Source organism: Vogesella sp. AC12 (assembly GCF_024437575.1).
Classification (GTDB): Bacteria; Pseudomonadota; Gammaproteobacteria; order Burkholderiales; family Chromobacteriaceae; genus Vogesella; species Vogesella indigofera.
Map to the genome: position 1 here is coordinate 252,431 of NZ_JANFNU010000001.1, position 25,777 is coordinate 278,207.

Annotated in this window: 23 protein-coding genes and 1 pseudogene; 12 read left to right on the top strand and 12 right to left on the bottom strand. The window is 64.0% G+C overall.

Features of this window, described 5'->3' with window-relative positions:
• The first annotated feature begins 94 nt into the window (after positions 1-94).
• Positions 95-1,915 (top strand): gamma-glutamyltransferase family protein, encoded by a 1,821-nt coding sequence (locus NOM55_RS01340; RefSeq protein ID WP_255907148.1) that lies wholly within the window; start codon positions 95-97, stop codon positions 1,913-1,915.
• A gap of 262 nt (positions 1,916-2,177) precedes the next feature.
• Here the strand turns inward: NOM55_RS01340 and NOM55_RS01345 are convergent, their stop codons facing one another.
• Positions 2,178-2,630 carry an Lrp/AsnC family transcriptional regulator gene (locus tag NOM55_RS01345; RefSeq protein ID WP_047966346.1) on the bottom strand — a complete coding sequence of 151 codons (453 nt, stop codon included), beginning with the start codon at positions 2,628-2,630 and terminating at the stop codon, positions 2,178-2,180.
• 288 nt (positions 2,631-2,918) lie between these two features.
• On the opposite strand from NOM55_RS01345, the gene NOM55_RS01350 reads away from it, so the two are divergent.
• From NOM55_RS01350 to NOM55_RS01360, 3 genes are all read left to right on the top strand, one after another.
• A complete protein-coding gene (locus NOM55_RS01350) occupies positions 2,919-3,536 on the top strand; it encodes a LysE family translocator (RefSeq protein ID WP_255907151.1) in 618 nt (205 codons plus the stop codon).
• Between the two features lie 130 nt (positions 3,537-3,666).
• Positions 3,667-4,095 (top strand): PaaI family thioesterase, encoded by a 429-nt coding sequence (locus NOM55_RS01355; RefSeq protein WP_255907153.1) that lies wholly within the window; start codon positions 3,667-3,669, stop codon positions 4,093-4,095.
• Between the two features lie 102 nt (positions 4,096-4,197).
• A complete protein-coding gene (locus tag NOM55_RS01360; protein ID WP_255907155.1) occupies positions 4,198-4,335 on the top strand; it encodes a hypothetical protein in 138 nt (45 codons plus the stop codon).
• Between the two features lie 729 nt (positions 4,336-5,064).
• Here NOM55_RS01360 and NOM55_RS17390 read toward each other — a convergent pair.
• The 5 genes and pseudogenes from NOM55_RS17390 to NOM55_RS01380 form a co-directional block, all read right to left on the bottom strand.
• Positions 5,065-5,148 (bottom strand): annotated as a pseudogene (locus NOM55_RS17390) (hypothetical protein); the annotation flags it as partial.
• A gap of 314 nt (positions 5,149-5,462) precedes the next feature.
• Entirely contained in the window at positions 5,463-5,870 is a 408-nt protein-coding gene (locus NOM55_RS01365; protein WP_255907156.1) for a hypothetical protein, read from the bottom strand.
• A 174-nt stretch (positions 5,871-6,044) separates the two neighbouring features.
• Complete coding sequence (locus tag NOM55_RS01370) at positions 6,045-7,628, bottom strand: ABC transporter substrate-binding protein (protein ID WP_255907157.1); 1,584 nt, start codon at positions 7,626-7,628, stop codon at positions 6,045-6,047.
• A gap of 114 nt (positions 7,629-7,742) precedes the next feature.
• Positions 7,743-8,843 (bottom strand): GNAT family N-acetyltransferase, encoded by a 1,101-nt coding sequence (locus NOM55_RS01375; protein ID WP_255907159.1) that lies wholly within the window; start codon positions 8,841-8,843, stop codon positions 7,743-7,745.
• Positions 8,840-10,057, bottom strand: a complete 1,218-nt coding sequence (locus NOM55_RS01380) for a DUF3419 family protein (RefSeq protein WP_255907160.1) — start codon at positions 10,055-10,057, stop codon at positions 8,840-8,842. Before NOM55_RS01380 ends, NOM55_RS01375 begins: the two co-directional genes overlap by 4 nt.
• Positions 10,058-10,210: 153 nt before the next feature.
• Here NOM55_RS01380 and zigA point away from each other — a divergent pair, with 153 nt between their 5' ends.
• Positions 10,211-11,437, top strand: coding sequence for a zinc metallochaperone GTPase ZigA (zigA, locus tag NOM55_RS01385; protein ID WP_255907161.1), 1,227 nt, complete (start codon positions 10,211-10,213; stop codon positions 11,435-11,437).
• Positions 11,438-11,680: 243 nt separating this feature from the next.
• Entirely contained in the window at positions 11,681-12,697 is a 1,017-nt protein-coding gene (locus NOM55_RS01390; protein ID WP_255907163.1) for a YncE family protein, read from the top strand.
• A 96-nt stretch (positions 12,698-12,793) separates the two neighbouring features.
• On the opposite strand, the gene NOM55_RS01395 is transcribed toward NOM55_RS01390, so the two are convergent.
• A complete protein-coding gene (locus tag NOM55_RS01395) occupies positions 12,794-13,684 on the bottom strand; it encodes a LysR family transcriptional regulator (RefSeq protein WP_255907164.1) in 891 nt (296 codons plus the stop codon).
• 118 nt (positions 13,685-13,802) lie between these two features.
• On the opposite strand from NOM55_RS01395, the gene NOM55_RS01400 reads away from it, so the two are divergent.
• Together NOM55_RS01400 and NOM55_RS01405 are read left to right on the top strand one after the other, a co-directional pair.
• Complete coding sequence (locus tag NOM55_RS01400) at positions 13,803-14,666, top strand: MBL fold metallo-hydrolase (RefSeq protein ID WP_255907165.1); 864 nt, start codon at positions 13,803-13,805, stop codon at positions 14,664-14,666.
• Complete coding sequence (locus tag NOM55_RS01405) at positions 14,660-15,355, top strand: DsbA family protein (protein WP_255907166.1); 696 nt, start codon at positions 14,660-14,662, stop codon at positions 15,353-15,355. The genes NOM55_RS01400 and NOM55_RS01405 overlap by 7 nt, the downstream gene beginning before the upstream one ends.
• Positions 15,356-15,541: 186 nt before the next feature.
• Here NOM55_RS01405 and NOM55_RS01410 read toward each other — a convergent pair whose 3' ends face one another.
• Together NOM55_RS01410 and NOM55_RS01415 are read right to left on the bottom strand one after the other, a co-directional pair.
• A complete protein-coding gene (locus tag NOM55_RS01410; RefSeq protein ID WP_255907167.1) occupies positions 15,542-16,720 on the bottom strand; it encodes a branched-chain amino acid ABC transporter substrate-binding protein in 1,179 nt (392 codons plus the stop codon).
• Positions 16,721-16,889: 169 nt separating this feature from the next.
• Positions 16,890-17,921 carry a histone deacetylase family protein gene (locus NOM55_RS01415; protein ID WP_255907169.1) on the bottom strand — a complete coding sequence of 344 codons (1,032 nt, stop codon included), beginning with the start codon at positions 17,919-17,921 and terminating at the stop codon, positions 16,890-16,892.
• 124 nt (positions 17,922-18,045) lie between these two features.
• Here NOM55_RS01415 and NOM55_RS01420 point away from each other — a divergent pair, with 124 nt between their 5' ends.
• Positions 18,046-18,525 carry an Lrp/AsnC family transcriptional regulator gene (locus NOM55_RS01420; protein ID WP_255907170.1) on the top strand — a complete coding sequence of 160 codons (480 nt, stop codon included), beginning with the start codon at positions 18,046-18,048 and terminating at the stop codon, positions 18,523-18,525.
• Positions 18,526-18,635: 110 nt separating this feature from the next.
• On the opposite strand, the gene NOM55_RS01425 is transcribed toward NOM55_RS01420, so the two are convergent.
• Positions 18,636-19,073 carry a PRC-barrel domain-containing protein gene (locus NOM55_RS01425; protein ID WP_255907172.1) on the bottom strand — a complete coding sequence of 146 codons (438 nt, stop codon included), beginning with the start codon at positions 19,071-19,073 and terminating at the stop codon, positions 18,636-18,638.
• Between the two features lie 407 nt (positions 19,074-19,480).
• On the opposite strand from NOM55_RS01425, the gene NOM55_RS01430 reads away from it, so the two are divergent.
• A complete protein-coding gene (locus NOM55_RS01430; protein WP_255907173.1) occupies positions 19,481-20,794 on the top strand; it encodes a HEPN domain-containing protein in 1,314 nt (437 codons plus the stop codon).
• Positions 20,795-21,181: 387 nt separating this feature from the next.
• Here the strand turns inward: NOM55_RS01430 and NOM55_RS01435 are convergent, their stop codons facing one another.
• Together NOM55_RS01435 and NOM55_RS01440 are read right to left on the bottom strand one after the other, a co-directional pair.
• The gene (locus NOM55_RS01435; protein ID WP_047966329.1) at positions 21,182-21,610 is read right to left on the bottom strand and encodes an Hsp20/alpha crystallin family protein; all 429 of its coding nucleotides are present in this window, start codon (positions 21,608-21,610) and stop codon (positions 21,182-21,184) included.
• A 150-nt stretch (positions 21,611-21,760) separates the two neighbouring features.
• Positions 21,761-22,414: a GntR family transcriptional regulator gene (locus NOM55_RS01440; RefSeq protein ID WP_255907176.1), complete on the bottom strand. Its 654-nt coding sequence runs from the start codon at positions 22,412-22,414 to the stop codon at positions 21,761-21,763.
• A 386-nt stretch (positions 22,415-22,800) separates the two neighbouring features.
• Between NOM55_RS01440 and NOM55_RS01445 the strand changes: the two genes are divergently transcribed.
• Both NOM55_RS01445 and NOM55_RS01450 read left to right on the top strand, forming a co-directional pair.
• Positions 22,801-24,138 (top strand): glutamine synthetase family protein, encoded by a 1,338-nt coding sequence (locus NOM55_RS01445; RefSeq protein WP_047966327.1) that lies wholly within the window; start codon positions 22,801-22,803, stop codon positions 24,136-24,138.
• Positions 24,139-24,346: 208 nt separating this feature from the next.
• A complete protein-coding gene (locus NOM55_RS01450) occupies positions 24,347-25,705 on the top strand; it encodes an aspartate aminotransferase family protein (protein WP_255907178.1) in 1,359 nt (452 codons plus the stop codon).
• Positions 25,706-25,777: the final 72 nt, after the last annotated feature.

Genomic DNA, 25,777 nt, shown 5'->3' on the forward strand with positions numbered 1-25,777 from the left:
GTACCGATTGGGTGCCATGCCGTGCATACCGGTTTTCCATTTGGCATGGCATGTGCTATGGCTATAGTTCTCGCCGCCTGACAAGGACCCCACCATGAGCGCCCGCCTGTCCACCGTTGCCCTGTCGCTGCTACTGGCCGCCTGTGCCGCCACGCCGCCATCGTCCACCTACACCCCGTTGCCGCCGCAGCCGGAAGCCGCCTCCGGCTATCAGGACAAGCCGGGCTGGGCCACCAGACAGTACGCGGTGGCCGCCGCCAATCCGCTGGCCACCGACGCCGGCCGTCAGGTGCTGGCCGCCGGCGGCAGCGCGCTGGATGCCGCCATCGCGGTGCAGATGATGCTGGGGCTGGTGGAGCCGCAAAGCAGCGGCATCGGCGGCGGCGCCTTCCTGCTGTACTACGACGGCAAGCAGGTCAGCGCCTACGACGGCCGCGAGACCGCGCCGTCCGCGGCCGACGAGACGCTGTTCCTCGGCGCCGACGGCAAACCGATGGCGTTCAACGATGCCGTGGTCGGCGGCCGCTCGGTCGGCGTGCCCGGCGTGGTGGCGATGCTGGAGCAGGCGCACCGCGAACAGGGCAAGCTGCCTTGGGCGGCGCTGTTCCAGCCGGCGATCCGCCTGGCCGAGCAGGGCTTCGCCATCAGCCCGCGGCTCCATACCCTGCTCAAGTCTGACGCTTTCCTGAAGCAGGACCCGGTGGCTGCCGCCTACTTCTATCAGGCCGGCGGCGAGCCGTATCCGGTCGGCCACCTGCTGCGCAACCAACCCTACGCCGACGTGCTGCGCCAGATCGCCGCGCGAGGCAGCAAGGCGCTGCTGCAGGGCGCGGTGGCCGAGGCCATCGTCGCCAAGGTGCAGGGCCATGCGGCCAACCCCGGCAAGCTGACGCTGGCCGATCTCGCCGCCTACCGGCCGAAGAAGCGTGACGCGCTGTGCAGTGATTACCGTGCCGCCAGCCGCGACTACCGCCTGTGCGGTTTTCCGCCACCCAGCAGTGGCGCCATCGCCATCGGCCAGATCCTCGGCATCCTGAACCACACACCGGCCGCCGGCCTGCCGTTGCAGGCGGGCGCGGATGGCAAGTCGTTGCCGTCGCCGCAGTGGCTGCACCTGTACAGCGAGGCGTCACGGCTGGCGTTTGCCGACCGCGCCAAGTACGTCGGCGACCCGGACTTCGTGTCGCCGCCCGGCGGCAGCTGGCACACCATGCTGGCGCCCGGCTATCTGGCGGCGCGCGCGAAGCTGATTGGGGAAACCAGTATGAAGACCGCGCAGCCGGGCCAGCCCGGCGCCATGCCGCTGGCGCTGGGCATCGCCGCGGTGCAGCCGGAATACGGCACCAGCCACATCAGCATCGTCGATGCCGACGGCCATGCGCTGAGCATGACCACCACCATCGAGGCGCAGTTCGGCGCGCGGCAGATGGTGAATCCGTCCGGCAAGGGCGCCGGCGGCTTCCTGCTCAACAACGAGCTGACCGATTTCAACTTCGCCCCCAACGACGCCAGCGGCCTGCCCACCGCCAACCGCGTGCAGCCGGGCAAGCGCCCGCGCAGCTCGATGAGCCCGACGCTGGTGTTCGACAAGGCCAACGGCCAGCTGCTGATCAGCGGCGGCAGCCCCGGCGGCGCGCTGATCATCCACTACACCGCCAAGACGCTGTACGGCATGCTCAACTGGGGACTGAATGCGCAGCAGGCGATCAACCTGCCCAACTTCGGCGCTACCGGTGCGCCGACGCTGCTGGAAGAAAAGCGCTTCCCGGCCGACACCGTGCAGTGGCTGCAGACGCATGGCCATGAAGTGCGCGAAACCGACATGACCAGCGGCCTGCAGGCCATCGGCCGCACGGCGGACGGCTACTTCGGCGGCGCCGACCCGCGCCGCGAAGGCGTGGTGATGGGGGAATAGGGCGCAATCCGCTGCAAATACAGACACGCGGCCAACCCTGGCAAGGTTGGTCGCGTGTTTTTTTAGGCTATTTCAGGCGCTTGCAACCGGCGAGGGAAGATTCGTAGCCCGGATAAGGCAAAGCCGCATCCGGGGAGTATCGCCGCCATATGGTGGTGAGTTGTCGGGGGTATATCTGGATGCGCTGATAAGCCGGCGGCCTTCGCCGCTTCCGCCCGCACGGCCACAATGCGAGCGCATTGCCCGGCCTGCAGCGCAGGGCTCACAGCGGCAGCGGGCGGTCCTGAATGACATTCTTCATGACCAGGGTGGAGGTCAGGCGCTGCACGCTGGGCAGGCTGGAAAGGCGTTCATCGTACAGTTGCTGGAAAGCGGGCAGGTCGCGGGTCATGACGTGGAGCAGATAGTCGGGGTCACCGAACAGCCGCTGGGCCTGGATAACCTGCGGAATGGCGAGCAATGACGCCTCGAAGGTCTGCACTGCGTGGTGATCCCCGTCGCGCAGCGTCACAAAAACGAGGGCGGAAAAATTCAGGCCCAGGTTTGCGGGGTCGAGGTGGGCACGGTAGCCCTTGATCGCCCCGGATTGCTCCAGTGCGCGCACCCGGCGATGGCAGGGCGAGACGCTCAGCCCGATGCGGTCGGCCAACTCGGTGACGGAAAGACGCCCGTCGGACTGGAGTTCGGCAAGAATCTTGCAATCAATCTTGTCCATTTAGAAAAATTTTCCAAAAACTGCAGATGCATCACAAAAACTCGAGAGCACATTCTAACTTCCAGGGAATATTATTTCCAACAGCAACACGAACTTGGAAACATCTACCTCGCCAAGGTGGCGGAAGGTAGGCGATATGCCTCTGGAGGAGTACGGAATGAAAACACAGTGCGGTCGGCGGCAGCCGGCGGAGACGGATTCGGCTATCGCCGGCCTGGCGTGGTCTGCCAGCCCGGCAGCAATCGAGCTGCGGGCCACAGCCCGGCGGCGGCGTGCGGGAGCCGCAGCATGAGCTATGGCATTTTTGCGGCTTTCTGGGCGGTGTCGATCCTGTTTGTCATCACCCCCGGTGTGGACTGGGCGTATGCGATCTCCGCCGGCATGCGAGGGCGGGTGGTGGTGCCGGCGGTCGCCGGCCTGCTCATCGGTCACCTGCTGGCGACACTGGTGGTGGCGGCCGGCGTGGGCGCACTGGTGGCCGGCCACCCGCTGACCCTGACCGCGCTCACCGTCGTCGGCGCCGGCTATCTGCTGTGGGTTGGCATCGGCATGCTGCGCCATCCCGCCGTGCCCAGCGCCGCCGAGATCGCGGAATCCGGTTCATGGGCGCGCTGGACCGTGAAAGGCGTTTGCGTGAGCGGTTTGAATCCCAAGGTATTCCTGCTGTTCCTGGCCTTGCTGCCCCAGTTCACGGACCGCAGCGCGTCGTGGTCGGTGCCGCTGCAGATCGTTGCGCTGGGGCTGGTGCACATCGTCAGTTGCGGCGTGGTCTATCTGCTGGTCGGCTTTGGCGCCGGGGCGGTACTGCAAACCCGCCCGCGGGCGGCGCTGCTCGTCAGCCGCCTGTCCGGTGCCGCGATGATCGTCATCGCCACGCTGCTGTTTGCCGAGCAGCTCATGCGCTGAGCCGATGCCGGGAAAAATGCGCCACGACACGGCCGGCGACCGGCCGGTATTCCGCCAATGACAAATACAAGCAGGTGCAAGGCTGCTAAATTGCATGGCAGCCTCCAACCCTTGCCAAGGTGCCCGCAACATGAATGATCTCCACGAAAAAATTGCTGCCAGTTTCCGCGACCAGGGCCTGATGGCGACGCTGGGCGCTACGCTCGCCCATGTCGCCGATGGGGAAGTCCACATCGCCCTGCCTTTTTCCCGCGCGCTGTCGCAACAGCACGGCTATGTGCATGCGGGCGCCATCACCAGCATCGTGGATAGCGCGTGCGGTTATGCCGCGCTGACCAAGGCGGCAGCGGGGTACGAAGTGGTCACCGCCGAATTCAAGATCAACCTGCTCCGGCCCGCACTCGGTGAGCGTTTCGTGGCCATCGGTACGGTCCAGAATGCCGGCAAGCTGCTCACCGTCTGCACCGGCGAAGTGCGTGCCTACCCCGACGGCGGCACCGCGTACAAAGTGGTGGCGCTGATGCAGGCCACCATCGCCAACGTCCGCGCTCAGGACTGATCCGGCCGGCGGGCCGCTGGTGCCTGCCTGCGTGTCAGCGGTGCGCGGCTTCATCATTCTTCGCCGACGCTGCTGAAAGAAATATGCTTTCCAGCTGGCACCGTGCAGTGGCGGCAGACACACGGCCATGAAGTGCGCGAAACCGACATGACCAGCGGCCTGCAGGCCATCGGCCGCACGGGCAGCGGCTACTTCGGCGGCGCCGACCCGCGCCGGGAAAGCGTGGTGATGGGGGAATAGGGCGCCATCCCCGGCAAACGCAGACACGCGGCCAACCCTGGCAAGGTTGGCCGCGTGTTTTTTTAGGCTATTTCAGGCGCTTGAAAACGGCGGGGGAAGCATTCGTAGCCCGGATAAGGCAAAGCCGCATCCGGGGATGCGCCAACGTTGGCCGCAAGGCAAAGCGTGGGCGGAGAGATTACCTCAATGTGGCGCGAGACTGATTCTTGTTAGGTGGGCGAGTCCCCGGATGCGCTTAGGCTTATCCGGGCTACGGGTAAAGAAAACCCAGAACAATGAAGTCCGGGCGACTTGCTACGAATGCCACTATAAAAACGCATAAATCATCGACCAGAATCTCAGCAAAAAAATCATAATCAGCTCAATGATTACCTTGCAAGCATTTCATTGGTCACGCCAATTTCAATCACTGGCTAAGATCATGTTAAGCATAACCATCAATCGCTCAAAATATTTTACAAAAAACAAAATCCAAAATCTATTGGCAGCACTCAAGAAAATAGGAGTAATTTTTTAAATTAAGCTTCATGGATATCTTTTTCTCAAAATAACAAACTGACAAATCATTATCGATTGGATAAACATCACACATAGGATCATTTTCAGACAGGTAAAAAATATTTCTTAGTTCACTAATGTCAAGTTGACAATCAGCCTCATAGTAGCCAACATGTTCTTCAGTTTTTTTATCAAACCAACTAATGACCCACTTCATAATCACCTCTCAATCTATGGGGCCACGTACCTTTTATGGTCCGATGGCTTTGTTTGCGCTCCAGCTTTATGGTCAAACTCACCCATATGTTGACATCGTTTTTTATACGTAAAATAATCGAAGAAAAAATTCTTGCCATTCTCACTTTCGCCAAGGTCTGGTTTTTATTATGGCCGCCACAGTCATGCAGAGGTATCTCTGATGATTTCGGCTAAAAAACCAGCCACACCCATTATCTTCCTGCACCCAAACCCTGCGGCCAACCTTGTCGCCAAGGTTGGCCGCATGTGTTTCAGGCGCCGGACAAAACGCTTACTTCAGCACCACCTTGCTGAAATCCACGCGCTCGAACGGACTGACCTGGTAACCGCTGACCTGCATGCTGGTGATCACCGCGGCGGTCGGGTGCCCTCTATGCATCATTGGCGGCTGGGGTGAAATATGCAATGAAGACCAAGTAGTCGTTCACTGGAACACCCTGTGCCTTCTTCTCCTTCAGGTGCTGCCATTTCTCTGCTTCGGCATCGAAGTCGGTAGTACGCAGCAGGAGATCAAAGCCTTCCGCGACCTCTGCTTCGGTGCGATGGACGTAGGCCGCCCAAGACTCTCCGGGTTGCCTGGGACGCGCATCGGCATTCAGCCAGTAGGGTTCGCACCTTCCATCAGGCAACACCCATTGAAACTGTCCACCAAGGCAGGCAAAGCCTTCTGCAGCTGCGCTCCGTAGAACCACCGGGAAGTCGCTGCTCCGCCAGCCAAACTCATTTCCGGACGGAACCGCTTGTGCTAGCAAATGGGAGGGGAGTTCGGTGGAGCTCATAAGGTAAATGTCCGCTGTACGGTTATTCAATGTAAGGACTGCTCTTGGCCGCTAACAGCCACTATGCCAAGGCATAGTCACCCTGTATTCACCATTCCCCGCCACCCCACAAACCCTGTGGCCAACCTCGTCACCAAGGTTGGCCGCAGTCGTTTCAGGCGCCAGCCAAACTGTTTACTTCAGCAGCACCTTGCTGAAATCCACGCGCCCGAACGGGCTGACCTGATAACCGCTGACCTTGTTGCTGGTGATCACCGCGGCGGTCGGGTGGGCCAGCGGCAGCCACAGCGCCTGTTCCTTGATGATCTGCTGCGCGCGGGCGTAGTTGGCGGCGCGCAGTTTCGGGCTGGCGTCGCGGCGGGCGTCGGTGATCAGCTTGTCCAGTGTCGGGTCGCAGTAGCGGGCGAAGTTGGTGCCGGATTGCACCGCGGCGCAGCTGAATTGCGGGGTGAGGAAGTTGTCGGCGTCGCCGTTGTCGCCGGCCCAGCCCATGAACAGCAGGTCGTGCTCGCCGGCCTTGCCGCGCTTGATCAGCTCGCCCCATTCGATGACCTTGATTTCGGCGCGGATGCCGATCTTGGCGAGATCGGCCTGCAGCAGTTCGGCGCCGGCTTTCGGGTTCGGGTTCAGCGTGCTGCCGGTGGGGCGGATCCAGATGCTGGTGTCAAAGCCGTTGGGGTGGCCGGCGTCGGCCAGCAGTTTTTTGGCGCGGGTGATGTCCTGCGGGTAGTCCTTGATCGCCTTGTTGTAGCCGAAGGTGGAGGGCGGGAACGGGTTGCTGGCGGCGATGGCGCTGCCGCCGAACACCGCTTTCAGGTAGCTGGGCTTGTCGAAGGCGAGGTTGACAGCCTGGCGCACGCGCTTGTCGTCAAACGGCTTGTGCTGGCTGTTGAGCGCCACGAAGCCGGTCATGAACGCCGGGGTGGTCAGCACGCGCAGGCGGCTGTCGGCGCTGGCTTCCTGCACGTCCTGCGGTTTCGGGCCGATGGCGATCTGGCATTCGCCGGCCTTCAGCTTTTGCACGCGCACATTGCTGTCGGTGGTGATGGCGTAGGTCAGCCGTTCTGCCGCCGGCTTGCCGCCGAAGTAGGCGGGGTTGGCCGCATAGCGCACTGCGCTGTCCTTGGCAAAGCCCTGCAGCTGGAACGGGCCGGTGCCGACCGGCTGGCTGTTGAGCAGCTCCGGGGTGCCGGCACGCGCCAGTTGCGCTGCGTATTCGGCGGAGTAGATCGAGGCAAAGCCCATCGATAGGGTCGGCAGCAGGGTGGCGTCCGGCTGGTTCAGCTCGAAGCGCACGGTGCGGGCATCGACGCGCACCACGGCCTTGATCAGCTTGTCGAGCTGGAACGATTTGGCGTGCGGGTAGCCAGTGGGCGCGGTCTTGTGCCACGGGTGGTTGCTGTCCAGCATGCGCTGGAAGCTGAACACCACGTCGTCGGCATCCAGCGCGCGGGTGGGGTTGAACCAGGCGGTGCGGTGGAAGGCGACCTTGTCACGCAGGGTGAAGGTGATGGACAGGCCGTCCGGCGCCACCGTCCAGCGTGTGGCCAGCGACGGCACCAGCTTGCCCTGGCGGACGTCGTATTCCACCAGCCGGTTGAACAGCACGTCGGCGCTGGCGTTGGTGGTGGTCAGCGAGTTGTAGCGCACCACGTCGAAGCCTTCCGGGCTGGCGTCGGTGCAGACGGTGAGCGGTTTGGCCAGCGCGGTGGCGGACAGGGCGAGCAGGGACAAGGGCAGCAGGGTGCGCAATTGCATGGTGGGTTCCTTTGTACATAACGGTCATGCCAATGGCGCAGCATAACGTCATTGGCATGAGTTATGCCAATGCTTGTTTCAGCTAAGCAAAGTCACAAACCGCCACCACCATGCTCAGCCGTGACGGCTGAGGATCGGCCCGGCCATGCGCTGCAGGATGCCGGCCAGCGTGCTCAGCGCCAGCCGCTGCCGCCCCGGCAGGTGGGCGCTGAACACCGCGCTGTATTCCAGCGCCGGCACGCCGCCGCGATGCTGCTTGAAGGCGCCGGCGCCGGAGCTGTAGTGCAGGCGCAGGCCGCGCGCCTGTGCCTCGCGCAGCAGCAGCGCCATCAGCCGCCGGTACAGCCCCAGCTCCGGCGGCAGCGTGGTGTCGTAGCCCAGCAGCGGCGTGGTCAGCCAGCCGTAGCGCTGGTACAGGCCGATGACGCCGACGATGCGGCCGTCCAGCCGCAGCGCGTGCAGCTCCAGGAAGCGCTTGTCGAGGCACAGCGCGAAGAATTCGTCGGTGAAATCCGGGTTCAGCACCGAGTGCTTGTCGATGAACAGCGCGCGGAAGCAGCGCCGCAACGCCGGCAGCTCGTCCGCGCTCAGCGTGTCCGGGCCGCCCAGCTGCAGATCGGGCTGTGCCAGCAGCTTCTGGTCGCGCTTGACGTTGGGGCTTTGCCACACCGCCGGGTCTTGCGGATCGCAGGTGTAGATCTGCCGCGCCGGCAGCAGCGTCCAGCCCTGTGCGGCCAACCTTTGCGCGAGGCCGGGGTTGACCGCGTCGCTGACATTGCGCAGCAGCAGCGGACTGTCGCAGTGGCGCGCCATCACCGACTCGGTCAGCAGCGACAGGTCGCTGTCCTGCCACTGCGGGTGCAGGTTGGTGGAGATCAGCCAGTTGTTGATCACCGCCGCCTCGTCCAGCCGCGCGGCGGTGATCAGGCCGGACAGCGGCAGGCCGGCGACCTGCGCCAGCGTGCCCAGCGAGCGGCTCTTGCGCTGCGCTTCGTCCTGCGCGTAGCGCAGCCACGCCGAGCGTGCGCTGGCGACGTAGCTGTCCTGCGCGCTGAAGGTGTGCAGACGGGTGACGGGGATCGGCGGATTGCCGGCGTCGCTGCAGCACACGTCGCAGGCGGCATTGCGCACCCAGTGCTGGCCGCCGTTGAGCCGGGCCTGGCTCAGCCAGCTGGCGTGGCCGTCCAGCAGCAGCGCGGGTTCGAGTAGGGTCATGTTTGCTTGATATAGAGGTGGACGCCGCCGTAGATGGCGGCGCGGTCGCGACGGTGCAGCTCGCGGTTGTGGTCGGGGTCGGTGTGCCACGCGGCGCGCACCTGTGGCGCCAGCCGTGTTTCCAGCGGCGAGGCGCTGCCGCCGGTGCGGAACACCACCCGCGCGCCGCGGGCGGCGGTGCGGGTCACTTCGCGCCACAGCGCATTGAGCTGGGCGTCGTCCATCCAGTCCTGCGCATCGAGGAACAGGTAGGCGTCCAGCGACTGCGACGGGCGGTTGACAAGGAAATCGGTCAGCGAGCAGTGGTGGCTGTAGAGGTGCTGGCTGTGCTCGCGGATGGCGGCGTAGTGCTGTTGCTGCAGGTACATCGGCAGCGCGCTCTGGCGGCCGGTATCGTAGCGGCGGGCAAATGCCTGCTGCGCGTACGGGTTGTCCGCCAGCGGAAAATCGCAGGCCAGGCGGCGCATGCGCTCGCGGAACAGCGCCGGCAGGTCGCCGTCGGCGTCGTGCAGCAGCGCGGCGAACTGCGCCGGCGGAATGCCCATGCTGTACAGCATCGCCGGGCGGCGGGCGAGGAAGCGCAGCAGCGGGTGGTCGAACAGCGGCGCCAGATGGCGATCGAACAGCGCCTGCTGCTCGTCAAGGTTGGCCGCGGTGGCCAGCCGCGACAGGTTGCCGCCCAGCAGCCGCCCGAGGCCGTGCGCGACGCCGATGAAGCGCCCCAGCAGGCCGTGGCGGTAGGCGTGGCGCGCGAACAGGCTGTAGCGCGGCCGGCCGCGCCAGTCGGTTTGTTCCCAGTACTGGCGCGCGGCCGGTGGCAGCTGCGGCGCCAGATACTGGCGGTAGCGTTGCAGGTTGGCCGCGTCGTCGGCACCGCCGAGAAAGGCCAGCAGCGCCGGGTAGTCCGGCAGGGCCTGGAACGCGGCGCGCTTCAGCGCCAGCATCGCCAGATGGCTGGCGTTGAGGTCCACCGCGTGCACTTCCTGCGGCGCGCAGGCGAGGTAGGCCAGCGCATTGCAGCCGCCGGAGGAGATGGTCAGCAGCCGCGCGCCGGGTTGCAGCGCCAGCGCGTCGATATCGACCAGCGGGTCTTCCCAGATCTGCGCGTAGACCAGCTGGCTGAACCAGCGCGCGAACAGCCGGTCGCCCAGTGCGCGGCGGCCGGTGCTGCGGCTGTTGTGGACTGCCTTGTTGACCAGGGTATGGGTATGCATATCGCCTCCGGGGTTGTGCATCCCGGCATTGTGGCGGCGGCGGGTGGCAGGCGTGTGACGGACAAATGTCAGTAACGTGACGCGAGCCGCAGGTTTGGAAGATGTGTTATAACGTAACTTTGTTAATTGTTACGTTATAACGAAAGGAATGCTGTGCCCCAGCCATCAGACCATCGCCTGCCCGTCACCGTGCTGTCCGGCTTTCTCGGCGCCGGCAAGACCACCTTGCTCAACCACATCCTGCACAACCGCGACGGCCGCCGCGTGGCGGTGATCGTCAACGACATGTCCGAGGTCAACATCGACGCGCAGCTGGTGCGCGACGGCGGCGCCGCGCTCAGCCGCGCCGAGGAAAAACTGGTGGAGATGAGCAACGGCTGCATCTGCTGCACGCTGCGCGAGGACCTGCTGGTGGAGATCCGCCAGCTGGCCGCCGCCGGCCGTTTCGACTACCTGCTGATCGAATCCACTGGCATCGCCGAGCCGCTGCCGGTGGCGGAGACCTTTACCTTCCGCGACGACAACGGCGCCAGCCTGGCCGACATCGCGCGGCTGGACACCATGGTGACGGTGGTGGACGGCTTCAACTTCCTGCGCGACTACGGCTCGCGCGACAGCCTGGCGCAGCGCGGCGAGCAGGCCGGCGCGGACGACGAGCGCACGGTGGTGGACCTGCTGGTGGAGCAGGTGGAGTTCTGCGACGTGATCGTGCTCAACAAGACCGACCTGATGAGCGCCGCCGACATCCGCCACCTGCAGGCCATCCTGGCCACGCTTAACCCACGCGCGCGCATCGTCAGCAGCCACTTCGGCCGCGTGCCGCTGGCGGCGGTACTGGATACCGGGCTGTTCGATTTTGACGCCGCCGCCGAGGCGCCGGGTTGGCTGCAGGAGTTGCGCGGCGAGCACGTGCCGGAAACCGAGGCCTACGGCATCGGCAGCTTTGTCTACCGTGCGCGCCAGCCGTTTCATCCGCAGCGCCTCTACCACTGGCTGCAGCAAGCGTGGCCGGGCGTGGTGCGCTCCAAGGGCCACTTCTGGCTGGCGACGCGGCCGCTGCTGGTCGGCAGCTGGTCGCAGGCCGGCGCCATGTCGCGCCATGGCCTGGGCGGGTTGTGGTGGGACGCGGTCGATCGCGACGACTGGCCGGACGACGCGGAAAGCCGCGCGCTGATCGCCAGCCGCTGGCAGGAGCCGTGGGGCGACCGCCAGCAGGAACTGGTGCTGATCGGCATCGACATGGACGTGGCGGCGCTGACGGCAGCCTTCGATGCCTGCCTGCTCAGCGACGCCGAACTGGCCGCCGGCGCGCAAAGCTGGGCCGGCCTGGCGGACCCGTTTGAACCGTGGGACGACGCGGGCCAGGCACAAGTGGGTTGAGCGGGGAGGCGGCCAGCGCGCGCCATCCCGTGGCGGGCGGACAAGCTGCCGCCCTGGCGCGCTTCCCGCCGCCTTGGCGTGATCGCCTGCCCCAGATCAAGTCGCCGCGCCTGTCCGCGGCATAGCCTGTCCGCGGCATAGCCTGCCTGACAGTATCCGGCGCCGGCACCTTTGTCCGGTGATGGCCGTGCCGCGCGGGGCTAATCTGCTCGCCGCGCGGCGGCAATTCTAGGGGAGTGCATCATGCATCGCATTTTGAAGTACGGCCTGCTGGCGGCGTGGCTCACGGTCGGCGGCAGCGCGCTGGCCGCGCCAGGCGGCACGGTGTTTACCGCCAACGAACAGGCGGCGTCGATCAGCCGGGTACGGCTGGCGGATGGCGCCGCCAGCCACGTCAAACTCGACATCGCGCCACACAACCTGCAACTGACGCCGGACGGCAAGCGGCTGCTGGTGGTGGGCGTCAGCGTGCACGCCGGCCACCATGGCAACGGCGCCGACGACGGCCGCCTGCTGGTGTTCGATGTGGCCGACACCGCCGCCCCGGCGTTCAGCCTGGCGGTGGCCGGCCATCCGGCGCACGTGATTACCGACCGCAGCGGCCAGCTGGCCTTTGTCAGCGATGCCGCCAACAACGTGCTGCAGGTATTCGATCTTGCCAGCCGCACCCTGCGGGCGCGCATCGCAACCGGCGCCTATCCGCACGGCCTGCGCCTCAGCCCGGACGGGCAGCAGATCTACGTCGCCAACATGAAGGGCAACAGCGTGTCGGTGATCGATGTCGCCAGCCTGCGCGAGGTGGCGCAGATCGCGGTCGGCCGCGCGCCGGTGCAGGTGGCCTTCCTGCCCGACGGTCGTCACAGCTATGTGTCGCTCAGCGGCGAGAACAAGGTCGCCGTGATCGACGTGACGCGGCGGCAGCTGCTGGACAAGATCGCGGTCGGCAATACGCCGGTGCAGCTGTTTGCCACCCCGGACGGCAAGTTGCTGTACGTCGCCAATCAGGGCAGTGCGGCGCAGCCGGACGAGCGGGTGTCGGTGATCGATACCGGACGCGGGCAGGTGACGGCCACGCTGCGCACCGCCGCCGGCGCGCATGGCGTGGTGGTCAGCGCTGACGGCCGCCATGTGTTCGTCAGTAATATGGGTGCCGCCAGCTTCTCGGTGATCGATGTCGCGCAGCAGCAGGTGATCGCCAGCCACGCGGTGCAGGCGGGGCCGAACGGCATCGCCTACGCCGCCGATGCGGCCGGCAACTAGGCGCGGTGCGTGCTTGGATCATGCATGACCGCGCGCGGTGCCCTTTGGTGCAGTGCGCGGCAAGCTGGCCAGCGCGGCGACGCCGGCCGCGCGCGGCTACCAGCGCAGCGTGGCGAAGCGTGCCACCAGAAAATCCAGCAGCGCACGTACCGCCGGCGACAGGTGGCGACGCGACGGGTACAGCGCGTAGATGGTCATCGGCGGTGGCTGCCACGCCGGCAGCACCGCCAGCAGCTCGCCGCGCTGCAGCCAGGGGTTGGCGAGATAGGTTGGCTGCAGGCTGATGCCGCCGTCGGCCAGCGCCGCGTGCAGCAGCACGGTGGCGTCGTTGGCGGTGAAGCGGGTGGTGACATTCACCGTTTCCTCTGTTTCACCACGCAGGAAGCGCCAGCTGCTGCGGCCAACGTTGCTGTGGCCAAGGCAGCGGTGACCGGCCAGCTCGGCCGGGGTTCGCGGCGTGCCGGCGGCCGCCAGATAGGCCGGGCTGGCGACCAGCACCGAGTCGCATATCGCCAGCGGGCGGGAGATCAGTGCCGGGTCCGGCTCGCTGCTGATGCGGATCGCCAGATCGATGCGCGCTTCCACCAGGTTCAAGGTGGCATCGCCGACGTTCAGGTCGATCTTTAATTGCGGATGCTGTGCCAGAAAGGCGGCCAGTCCAGCCGCCAGGTGCGCATGGCCGAACGACATGCTGCTGGTGAGGCGCAGCTGGCCGCGCAAGGTACCGTCTGCCGGCTCCACTTCGTCTTCCACCTCTGCCACCAGTGCCAGCATCTGCTGGCAGCGGCGCAAGGCCTGCTCGCCGGCATCGGTCAGCGTGACTCGGCGGGTAGTGCGTTGCAGCAGCCGCGCGCCCAGCCATTGCTCCATCTCGGCCACGTAGCGGGTGACCATCGCGCGTGACATCTCCAGCCGCTCGGCACTGGCACTGAAGCTGCCGCTGGCGGCGACGTCGGCGAATACCCGCATCGCGGTGACTCTGTCCATGTTGTCTGCTCGATTTATGCAACAAATATGCGCATATTATCGCGTTTATCTGCGCGGATAGAGAAACTATAGTGACGTCCATCAACCCGCGGCACTGGCCGCCATGAAAGGACACCCCATGTTTCGCACCACCCTGATTGCCGCCTCCCTTGCCTTGAGCGCCACCGCCGCCCACGCCGCCCAGCCGCTGCAACTGAAGGTGTACAACGCCGGCGAAGGCAGTTTTCACGCCAATGCCGTGGTGGTCAGCGGCGAGCACGAGGCGATGGTGATCGACAGCGGCTTCACCCGCGCCGACGGCTACCGCATTGCGGCCAACGTGCTGGACAGCGGCAAGACGCTGAAGACCATCCTGATCAGCAACGCCGACCCGGACTACTACTTCGGCGCCGAGGTGCTGAAGCAGCTGTTCCCGCAGGCGCAAGTGGTGGCCACCCCGGCGGTGGCCGGCAAGATCCAGGCCAAGCTGGCCGGCAAGCTGGCGTTCTGGGGGCCGAAGATGGGCGCCAATGCACCGCAGCAGCCCATCGTGCCCGCCGCCTTGAAAACAGACACCCTGAGCGTGGACGGTGAAAAGATCGAATTGCGTGGCACCCGTGGCGTGCTGGCGCACCGCCCGTATGTGTGGATTCCGTCGCTGCGCGCCATCGCCGGCAACGTGGCGCTGTTCAGCGGCCTGCACGTGTGGACCGCCGACACCCAGCAGCCGGCCGAGCGTCAGGCCTGGCTGGCGCAGCTGGACGAGATGGCCGCGCTGAAGCCCGCCGTCGTGGTACCGGGCCACATGGCCGCCGGCAGCAAGCTGGATAGCACGGCCATCGACTACACTCGCCACTACCTGCAGCGTTTTGACCGCGAGGCGGGCAAGGCGGGCAATGCCGCCGAACTGATTGCCGCCATGCAACGCGCCTACCCGCAGGCCGGCATGGGGCTGGCGCTGGACATCGGCGCCAAGGTGAACAAAGGTGAAATGAAATGGTAAACGCCACCCTGCATTACTACTACGACCCGCTGTGCGGCTGGTGCTACGGCGCCGCGCCATTGCTGGCCGCCGCGGCCAACGTTGCCGGCCTCGCCATCGCGCTGCACGCCGGGGCGATGATGAGTGGCCCCAATCGCCAGCCGGTCACGTCGCAATTGCGCCAGTACGTGATGGGTCACGATCAGCGCATCCAGCAGCTGACCGGCCAGCCGTTTGGCGATGCCTACTTCAACGGCCTGCTGCTGGATAGCGGCGCGGTGTTCGACAGCACGCCGCCGACGCTGGCCATCCTCGCCGCCCAGGCGCTGGGCGTGGACGGGCTGACCATGCTGCACCGCCTGCAGCAGGCGCATTATGTGGACGGGCAGCGCATCGCCGATCTACCGGTGCTGCAGCAACTGGCGGTGGAACTGGGGCTGGATGGCGCCGCCTTCGCCGCCGAATACCAGCGCCAGCAGGGCGAATTTGCCACCCACGTTGGCCGCAGCCACCGCGACATGGCCACACACGGCCTGCGCGGCTTCCCGTCGCTGTTGCTGGAATTGAACGGCCAGCTGCAGCGACTGGAGCTGTCGCCGTACTTGGGCAAGCCGCAGGCGTTTGCCGGCTATCTGCAAGACTTGCTGGCCGGGGCTGTCGGTACGGCAGAGGCCGACGCGCCGCTGTGCACGCCGGATGGTTGCCAGTAGGCGAGGTCACGCCGTCAAAACAAAACCGCCAGCCTGACAAGCTGGCGGTTTTTTTGCGGCCAACCTTGGCCGCAGCCAGCCTCGCGCGCGCAAAAAAAAAGCCAGCGCGAGGCTGGCTAAAGTACTTCTTTCAGAGGAAATCAATCTGGTTGCACGGCTTGTTGCCTGCCGACTCCTGGTGTCAGCTCAGGCGCCGCCCACGGTGGATACCACCTGCCACTTGCCGTTCTTGACCTGGTAAACCGTGACCGCACCGTTGTTGATGTCACCTTTGGCGTCAAACGACACCTTGCCGGTGACACCGGTGTAGTTGGTTTTGCCGACTTCGGCCAGGTACTGCTTCGGGTCGCTGGAGCCGGCGCGCTGCATCGCGTCGACCAGCACGCGCACGGCGTCGTATTCATACGGCGAGAACACCTGGATCTCGGTGTTGAACTTGCTCTGGAACTTGGTGTTGAAGGCGGCAAAGCCCGGCATCTTGTCGCGCGGCAGGCCGCAGGCGGAGGCATACAGGCTTTCGGCGGCGTCGCCCGCCAGTTTGATGAATTCCGGGGTCTGCATGCTGTCGCCGCCCATCAGCTTGGCCTTGATCCCCAGCCGCTTCATCTGTTTCGCCATCGGGCCGGCCTGGGCGTCCATGCCGCCGTAGAACACCACATCCGGCTGGGCGCCCTTGATCGCGGTCAGGATGGCGTTGAAGTCGGTGGCGGTGTTGGTGGTGAACTCCCGCTTCACCACCGTGCCGCCTTTGGCGGTGACGGCCTTGGCGAATTCGTCGGCCAGACCCTGGCCATAGGCGGTGCGGTCGTCGACCACCGCCACCGTTTTTGCCTTCAGCGTGTCGATGGCGAACTGCCCCAGCGCCGTGCCTTGCTGCACATCATTGGCGATCATGCGGAAGGTGGTCTTGTAGCCTTGCCGGGTGTAATCGGGGTTGGTGGCGGAGGGCGAGATCTGCGGGATGCCGGCATCGGCATAGATGCGCGAGGCCGGGATGGTGGTGCCGGAATTCAGGTGCCCGACCACCCCGACCACGCCGGCGTCGATCAGGCGCTGCGCCACCTGGGTGCCGATCTTGGGGTCGCCCTGATCGTCCTCGGATACCAGCTCGAAGCGCACCTTCTTGCCGCCGATCTCCACGCCTTCGGCATTGAGGTCTTCAATCGCCAGCTTGGCGCCGAATTCGACATCCTTGCCCAGGTGCGAGATCGGGCCGGTCAGCGGCGACACCTGGCCGATCTTGATGGTCTCGATGCCGGCAGCGGCGGCATTGTCCGGCGCGCTGACGGCCGTCTCCTGCTTGCCGCAGGCGGTGAGGGACAGTGCCGCAGCGGCAAACAGACTCAGTTTCGCAAAGTTTCTCATGTGTTTTCCTGAATGTAGATCGGGGTTGCCGTGATGCCGGGGGCAGGCTGCGTCTATGCGTAGTGTTTTTTCCTGCACCGGGTGCTGGGTGGAACGCTTTATTGCAAAACGTGGGGCCGAGCGGCGGCCAGCCGGCTGTCAGGCTCGGCTGTCGCCCTTGCTGGCCGTATCAGCGCTGGCCCTCGAAGCCGCGCAGCACATTCACCGCGTTGACGCCGATGTCGTCGACCATGTAACCGCCTTCCATCACGAACAGGGTCGGGCGGCCGATGCCGGCGATGGTCTGGCCGATCTTGAGGAAGTCTTCGCTTTCCAGCCGGAAGTGGCTGATCGGGTCGTCCTTGAAGGTGTCTACCCCCAGCGAGATCACCACCGCGTCCGGGGCGTAGGCGGCGATGGCGTCGCAGGCGTGGGCAAGTGCCGCGCCGTAGCCGTCCCAGCCGGTGCCGTGCGGCAGCGGGTAGTTGTGATTGAAGCCCAGCCCGGCGCCGGCGCCGGTTTCGTCCCGATGGCCGAGGAAGTAGGGGTAGGAGTGGCGCGGGTCGCCGTGCAGCGAGGTGAACATCACGTCGGCGCGGTTGTAAAAAATGCTCTGCGTGCCGTTGCCGTGGTGGTAGTCGACATCCAGCACCGCCACGCGACGGGCGCCGCCGTCGAGGCAGGCCTGCGCGGCGATGGCGGCATTGTTGAGATAGCAGTAGCCGCCCATGTACTCGGCGGCGGCGTGGTGGCCGGGCGGGCGGCACAGCGCAAAGGCGCTGTATTCGCCCTGCGCCAGCGCCGCCATGCCGGTCAGCGCCAGGTCGGCGCTGGTCTTGACCGCCTGCCAGGTGCCGGCGGTAATCGCCACGCCGGCATCCATCGCGTAAAAGCCCAGCTTGCCGTCGATATGCTGCGGCTCGATATCGCTGCGCAGATCGCGCACCGGCCAGATCAGCGGCAGCGCGTCGTGCTGACGACCCAGCGCCTGCCATTCGCTCCAGGCCTGCTCCAGAAAACGCACATAGCGCTCGCTGTGCACGCGGGCATAACTGGCGCTGCCGAATTCACGCGGCGCGATGACCTCTCCGAGGCCAACGGCCTGCACCCGCGCCAGAATGGTGTCGGCGCGGCTCGGCATCTCGAAACAGGGCTTCAGGACGCCGTCCTTGAGTTCGGTGGCGTGGTGCAGACGATGGGCATTGCTGTAGATGGTAAGCATGACGTGGTGCCGTACAGAGGAAGGTGACGGCAATCAGTATGTGGCGGCGGTTCGGGATTTACTTTGCTTTAAGCGCCTGCCATTCGCTATCCTGCGATAAGAACAGACTATCTCGGTGGCAAAAATGAGTGCGAACAAACCAAAAAATGAACTTGATGCCGCAGACCAGACTATTCTGCGCCTGTTGCAGCAGGACGGCACGCTGTCCAACCCCAAGCTGGCAGAGCAGCTGTCGCTGAGCGTGACACCGTGCTGGCGGCGGCTGAAACGGCTGGAAGACGACGGCTATATCAAGGACTACCAGGCCAATCTCGACCGACGCAAGCTGGGGCTGGACGTGTTGGCTTTCGTGCAGATCCGCTTCAGCGCGCACGGCGGCAACGAGCCGAACGCGTTCGAGGCGGCGATGTGTGTGCAGCCGCAGGTGCTGTCCTGTCACAAAATCACCGGCGACGCCGACTACCTGCTGCAGGTGGTGGCCACGTCGCTGGACGCCTACAGCGATTTTGTCGAGAACGTGCTGCGGCAGATGCCGGGGGTGGCGTCTATCCACTCCAGCTTGGCACTGCGCGAGGTGAAGGCCGGCAGCCGCCTGCCGGTGTAGCCGCATCAAGCGTGAAAAAGTTGGCCGCAAGCGGGAACCTGCTTGCGGCCAACCTTGTTGCTTGCCGGTGCCGGCGGGAGAGGCCATGACGCAGCCGGCGGTGGGGTGAATCAAACGTAAGGCTCGCTGAGGGCGGCCGAGGTGCCGTAGTAGGCGTCGATTTTCTTGGCCCAGGCGGCGTCCGCCATGTCCGGCCAGTTGTCCTTGTCAAAGCCGGGGGCCTTGTCCAGACGATCCTTGGCGACGTCCAGCACGAAGCGCTTGTTCTCCGTGTCGAGGGTCAGCGCACTCCATGGCACGGCGAACAGCTTCTCGCCCATACCCAGAAAGCCGCCAAAGGCCAGCACCGCGTAGCAGACGCGGCCGCTGCGCATGTCGAGCATGATTTCCTTGATGTCGCCAAGGTCATCGCCGTTCTTGTTGAATACGTCGTTGCCGGACAGGGTGTCGGCGCCCATCAGCTGCGGGCCGGGGCCTTGCGGATTATTGAGTTCGCCGCTCACTTTGTTCTTGTAAATGCCGTAGGTATCGCGCTCTTCATAGTTCATTACCATCTCCAGATCATACGTTGCTATCGCAGGACGGGTTTCGTATGCGCAGCCCCATCCGCTGTGGCAACCGTGCGCCCATCGCGGGGCAGAGTCTGTACGACAGCGCGCTTAACGGAGGTGGGGTGAAGGCGGGGGTGTTTCGGGTGGCTGGTTGGACAAAGCAGCTGGCCATGCCTATGTGCTAGCATGGCTGCTGTCGGCCAGAAGCGGACGGCTGCCCTTACTGCGAAGCAGCTCTCTGAATGACTGTTGTGCTTTGAAACCAGCCTGACAGCCAATGCACACAACTCGGCCAATACGGACAACAAGCACCTGAATAAAAATGTCTACTTCACCTCCGAAAGCTACCTTCAAGTTTCTAGAAAATTCGTGGCGATTCAGTTAGTAAAAATGGATATGATCAAATGACCACCCTATCGAAAAAAGATAGTCGAACTCTCCTGCATTCAGTGACGAGACTGTTTAGCAAAAATTCTCTGCTCATTCCAACATCAATAAAAGACATCCCTGAAAAAAATTATTTCGCCCGTAAGCTACGCTTGCAAGGAGATAGAGTCATCTATTTGACGGAATCCGGTTACGAACATTTTTGTAAAGTGGTTGATGTCCTGGATAGAACCAATTTCTTCAGTGGCTTGGCAGAGTTCTCTGACATCTGGACGGCATGGAAAAGAGTTGTTGAGAAATGGTTGTCAGAGGGTCAAGAGCCCGTATGTGCTGATGAAATTGTTCAGGCTATTGCTGAGCTTATTGATCAAGAAGTTGACGTTCACACGTTTCTCGCTCCCTTGTTTGGCATGAAACTAGACGGTGCAGACTCATTTCCACTTGGAAAGATGACAGTTTTACATTTTTCGACGGATACTCTTGATTCTGCCGAGGTGGAACATGGTCATGCAAACATTACTCAACTTCTCGAGTTCAGCAAGAACTACTTGTGGTTAAAAGGTTCCGCAAATGGTACGCCTATAGTTTCACGAAAAAAATTTTCGGAACAGGCAAATTTGACGGTGGGGGTGCTAGCCATTACAGCGGCATCCATGTACGAGTTAGGCGCAAGCGGCTTCCGAATGGGCATCGTCATGTCATCGGAAGGGACAGTTGGGCAATCTGTCTGGTTTTCATGGCAAGAGCGTGAGCTGAGTCTTACAACACATTACTCATCGCTATGTGGTGGTCAGCTGTTTCCTGTCAATAAGGCTCTTGAAAACGAAAACGAAACCGATATGATCCGGATGATTTATCGGGCGTTTTCCATCCTGCAGTCAAAAGATAAAACACAGCTAGAAGAAGCTATCGCTAGGGCTGTCTATTGGTATTCGGATGCGCACCGTGACCCAGTGCTGGTTATGCAGCTAGTTAAGTATTGGAGTTGCGTTGAAGCATTCTTCTCCTTCGAACAAGAAGAGATCACACATGCTGTTTCCTCGGGCCTTGCAAGCATATTGGTGTTCGGTGGCTTTCAATTTATACAGCCATCTGAGTACAGTGCACTCAAGAAACAGATTGCTCACCTTTATAAACTACGGTCTAAGGCCGTTCACCACGGTTCACACCAACATACCTCCGTGCAAGAAGTGACGCAATTTAGCCAGTGGGTGGCTTGGATGATTATTAGCATGATAGGGCTCGTGGAGCAGGGTTATTCAACCCTTAAGGAGGTGAAGGAGCAGACAGACCGCCTAGACGGCCTAGTAGAACGATTGAGATATAAGTGAATAGCCCCGCGTTTACTAGATACATTTATGGCCGCTTTCATGAGGAAAGCGGCCATTTTCATCGGTCGCTCGTACGTCAGCTCTGCCCGAGCAGGTGTCACCTGATCCGCGTCTTGAATGACTGCTGCGCATCACTTTCCTGTCGCTGACACCTCAATGAGACAAATGTCCGGATCGGGTCGGTAGCGGACACTCCTCTCTCAGCTTGGCAGGCTGCTATGGGCGTGATTGCACGCGCAGCCTGTATGGCTGCTCTGCCCATCTCCAGGTCACCCACTGCTCACGCCTGATGTCAACCACCTGCGGCCAACCTTGGCTGTTGTTCTCCAGCTACCAGCATGAAAAAGCCCGGCCGCCGGGGCCGGGCTTGCTGTGGGTCGCAGCTAGCTATTCCACGATCAGGCGTTTGCCGTTGCCGCTGCTGTGCTTCTTCGGCAGTGTCAGCGTCAGCACGCCGTTTTCGTACTTGGCGCTGGCGCCGTCACGGTCCAGGTCGGATGGCAGCTGCAGGCTGCGCGACACCATGCCGTAGTAGCGTTCGCTGCGCAGGTTCTGCTCGTCCTTGCTTTGCTTGTCGAACTGTTTCACTTCGGCCTTGATGGTGAGCTGGGCGCCCTCGATCTCGACGTGGATGTCGTCCTTGGACACGCCGGGCAGCTCGGCCAGCACGGTGAAACCGGTGTCGGTTTCCTTGACGTCGAGCTTGATCTGCGATGGCAGCGCATCGCCGTGTAGGGGCTTGATGAAGAAGCCGTGGCCGCTGAAGTCGCGGAACAGATCGTCAAACAGGGTGCTGCGGGAAGGAAGCAGGCTCATCGTACTCTCCTTGGATAATCAGATGCTTAGGGCGGCCGAGGTGGCTGCTCACCCCCGGTATAGTGCCCGTTGGCGCAAACGACAAGGAGGGCTGGCCGGCCGGCTTGATTTGGCGCAACAGGCGTCGCCGGCCACGGCAAAACGCGGCAATCAGCCGGGGCGGCAGCTGAGGCGCAGGTAGCTGCCGGCGGTGCGCAAATCCTGTTCGATGGCGCGGCGCACCGCGTTGGCGTCGCCGGCCTGCAGCGCGTCCAGCAGCGCGTGGTGGGCGTCGTTCATGGTCTTCCACACCGCCAGGTCCTGATGCAGCTGGTTGGAGATCGGGCCGACGTGCAGCCACACGGTCTCGATCAGCGACAGCAGCAGCGGCGAGCCGCTGGCGCGGTACAGCTGCAGGTGGAACAGCTCGTTGGCGTCGAGATAGCCCTTGATGTCGTCCGCGGCGATTGCGTCGTCCATGGCGCGGCACAGCTGCAGCAGTTCGTTGCGCTCTGCTGCGGCCAACCTTTGTGCGCCGCGGAAGGCGGCTTCGCCTTCCAGCAGGATGCGGTTTTCCAGGATGTCGTCGAACTGCGTCTCCGTCAGCTGCGGCACCTGCACGCCGCAGTTGGGGATGTTCAGCAGCGCCTTTTCTGCGGCCAACCTTTGCAGCGCGGCGCGCACCGGCATCTGGCTGACGCCCAGTTCCTCGGCCAGCTGGCGGATCTTCAGCCGCTCGCCCGGCAGCCAGCGTCCCAGCATCAGCCAGTGGCGCAGCGTGTCGTAGGTCTCGTCTTGCAGGGTGGAGGCGGTGCTGGTTTTCATGGTGCGCAGTCAGGACAAATTGGCGGCAAGCATAGCAGAAGCCTGCTGTGGGCTGGGCGCGGGCAGGGCGGTGCGATGGCCTGCGTGGTGGTGATGACCGCCGGTTGCTGGGGTGGCGGTGCCGGCTGGTGACGTGTGCCTGTGGTCGGGTCGCGCATGTTGTGGTCGTCGTCGTGGCGCAAGGTTGGCCGCAAGGGGGCGGCCTTTTTTGTGGTCATTGCAAATATTTGATCAAATGTTGACATGGATATTTGATCAAATCTACGATGCACGGCATGACCTGCGTTTTGCTGCGGCGTTCCGAGCCGTCACGGCGATGAGCGAACCGGGCAAAAACGGTGGGCGACAGGCTACAAATAATCGAGACAGTCCGCAGGAGAACGACGATGAACGAGCAACTGGCCGCGTTTATACGCGAGCACAACATTCACGAAGTGGAGTGCGTGATACCGGACATGACCGGCATGGCGCGCGGCAAGATCGTGCCCAAGGGGCTGTTTCTGGCCGAAGACACCATGAAAATGTCGAAGGCGGTGCTGACCATCACCGTCAACGGCGAATTCGCCGAGTTCGAGCGCTTTGCCGGCGCCAACGATCCGGACATGGTGTGCCGTCCCGATCCCGCCACCATCCGTCTGGTGCCGTGGGCGATCGAGCCGGTGGCGGTGGTGATCCACGATTGCGAGGATTTCGACGGCACGCCGGTCGGCATCTCGCCGCGCGCGGTACTGCGCAAGGTGCTGCAACTGTACGAGGCGCGAGGCTGGCGGCCGGTGGTGGCGCCGGAGATGGAGTTTTACCTGATCCGCCAGAACACCAATCCGCACGAGCCGTTGCGGCCGCCGTCCGGTCGCGCTGGCCGCTCCGAGGTGGGACGGCAGTCGTTCTCCATCGACGCGGTCAACGATTTCGACCCCTTCTTCCAGGAGCTGTCGGCGTTCTGCGAGGCGGCGCAGCTGAAGGTGGAAACGCTGATCCACGAGGTCGGCGCCTGCCAGATGGAGATCAACTTCAGCCATGGCGACGCGATGGCGCTGGCCGACCAGGTGTTCCTGTTCAAGCGCGCGGTGCGCGAAACCGCCTACCGTCACAATATCTTCGCCACCTTTATGGCCAAGCCGATGGAAGGCGAGCCGGGCAGCGCGATGCACATCCACCAGAGCATCGTGGACTGCGACAGCGGCGACAACATCTTCTCGAATGCCGATGGCAGCGCCAGTGAGCTGTTCTTTCACCACATCGGCGGCATGCAGCGCTACCTGCCGCGGGCGATGCCGATGTTCGCGCCGTATGTGAACAGCTACCGCCGCCTGAGCCGCCACACCGCCGCACCGATCAATGTGCGCTGGGGCTACGACAACCGCACCTGCGGCATCCGTATTCCGCCGTCCGGCGCGGTGGCGCGGCGGGTGGAAAACCGCGTGCCCGGCGTGGACGTGAATCCGTATCTGGCGATGGCGGCGACGCTGGCCTGCGGCTACCTGGGCATGGTGAACCGGATCGAACCGTCGGCGCCGATGAACGACAGCGCCTACAACCTGGACTACGAGCTACCGCGCAGCCTGGAAGACGCGGTGGAGCTGATGCAGGACTGCCCGGAGCTGGCGGCGATCCTGGGCGAGGAGTTCGTGCAGGCGTTCTGCGCGGTGAAGGAGAAGGAGTTCGAGACCTTCAACCGTGCCATCACCGCCTGGGAGCGCGAGCACCTGCAGCTGCACGTATAAGCGCTTGCTGACGATTTGCGGCGCGGCGGCGCCAGGTGAGATGGGCGGGCGCATTGGCGACTGCTCAGCGTCGCCGCCCTTGGTTTTCGCCTTGTCTCGCGCTGGCTCGCGAGATCGTCAACCGCGGCTCCGCGCGGCACCGGATGAATTCACGGCTTGCGGCCAACGTTGGCCGCAAACCAAATCAAGACACTACGAAGGAGACCCCATGGCCACTCGTCATGGCATCAACTGGGACAAGGCGCAGGCGCTGCAGGTCGCCGAGCGCAATGCTTTTATCGCCCGCATGCCGCGTTCGCGCGAGCTGTCGTCGCAAGCCGCCGGCCACCTGCTGTTTGGCGTGCCGCTGCACTGGATGAACGACTGGTCGACGCCGTTCTCGCTGTACGTGGCGGCGGCGCAGGGCGCGCGCTTCACCGATGTGGACGGCCACGACTACGTGGATTTCTGCCTCGGCGACACCGGCGCCATGTTCGGCCACAGCCCCAGGCCGGTGGCCGAGGCCATCGCCCGCCAGGCGCAACGCGGCTACACCGCGATGCTGCCCAGCGAGGATGGCGTGTGGGTGGCAGCGGAGCTGGCGCGCCGCTTCGGCCTGCCGTACTGGCAGTTTGCGCTGTCGGCGTCGGACGCCAACCGCTTTGCCATCCGCTGGGCGCGGGCGATCACCCAGCGCAGCAAGGTGCTGATCTTTAATGGCTGCTACCACGGCACGGTGGATGATGTGTTTGTCGATCTGGTGGACGGCCAGCCGCAAACCCGCGACAGCCTGCTGGGCCAGGTGTACGACATCACCCAACACACCCGCAGCGTGGAATTCAACGACCTGGCGGCGCTGGAAGCCGCGCTGCAGGATGGCGAGGTGGCCTGCCTGCTGGCCGAGCCGGCGATGACCAATATCGGCATGGTGCTGCCGCAGCCGGGCTTCTGGCAGGCGGCGCAGGCGCTGTGCCAGCGCTACGGCACCTTGCTGCTGATCGACGAAACCCACACCATCAGCAGCGGCCCCGGCGGTTACACGCGCGCCCATGGCTTGCAGCCGGACCTGCTGGTGGTCGGCAAGCCGGTGGCTGGCGGTGTGCCGTGCGCGGTGTACGGTTTCAGCGCCGAGACCGCGCGCCGCGCCGAAGAAGCCAAGCGCAATGCGCCACCGGGGCACAGCGGCATCGGCACCACGCTCACCGCCAACCTGCTGGCGATGGCGGCGATGCGCGCCAATCTGGCCGAGGTGATGACCGACGGCGCCTACCAGTACATGTTCGGGCTGGCGGAAAGGTTGGCCGCAGGGCTGCGTGGCGTCATCGCGCAGCATGAGCTGCCGTGGTGCGTGACGCAGATCGGCGCGCGCACCGAGTTCCAGTTCACCGCCACGCCGCCCGTCAACGGCAGCGAGGCCGACAAGATCCTCGACAGCGAGCTGGAGCATATCGTGCACCTGTTCCTGCTCAACCGCGGCCTGCTGATCACGCCATTCCACAACATGATCCTGGTGTGCCCGGACACCACCGCGGCCGATGTCGACCGGCTGGTGGCGGCGTTCGGCGACTTCGTGCAGCAGGTGCGTTGAGCGCGCGGCGTGCTGCGGTCAGGGCGGGGCGGCAAGCTGGAATGGCCAAATTGACATGAAAACGGCCCGCCT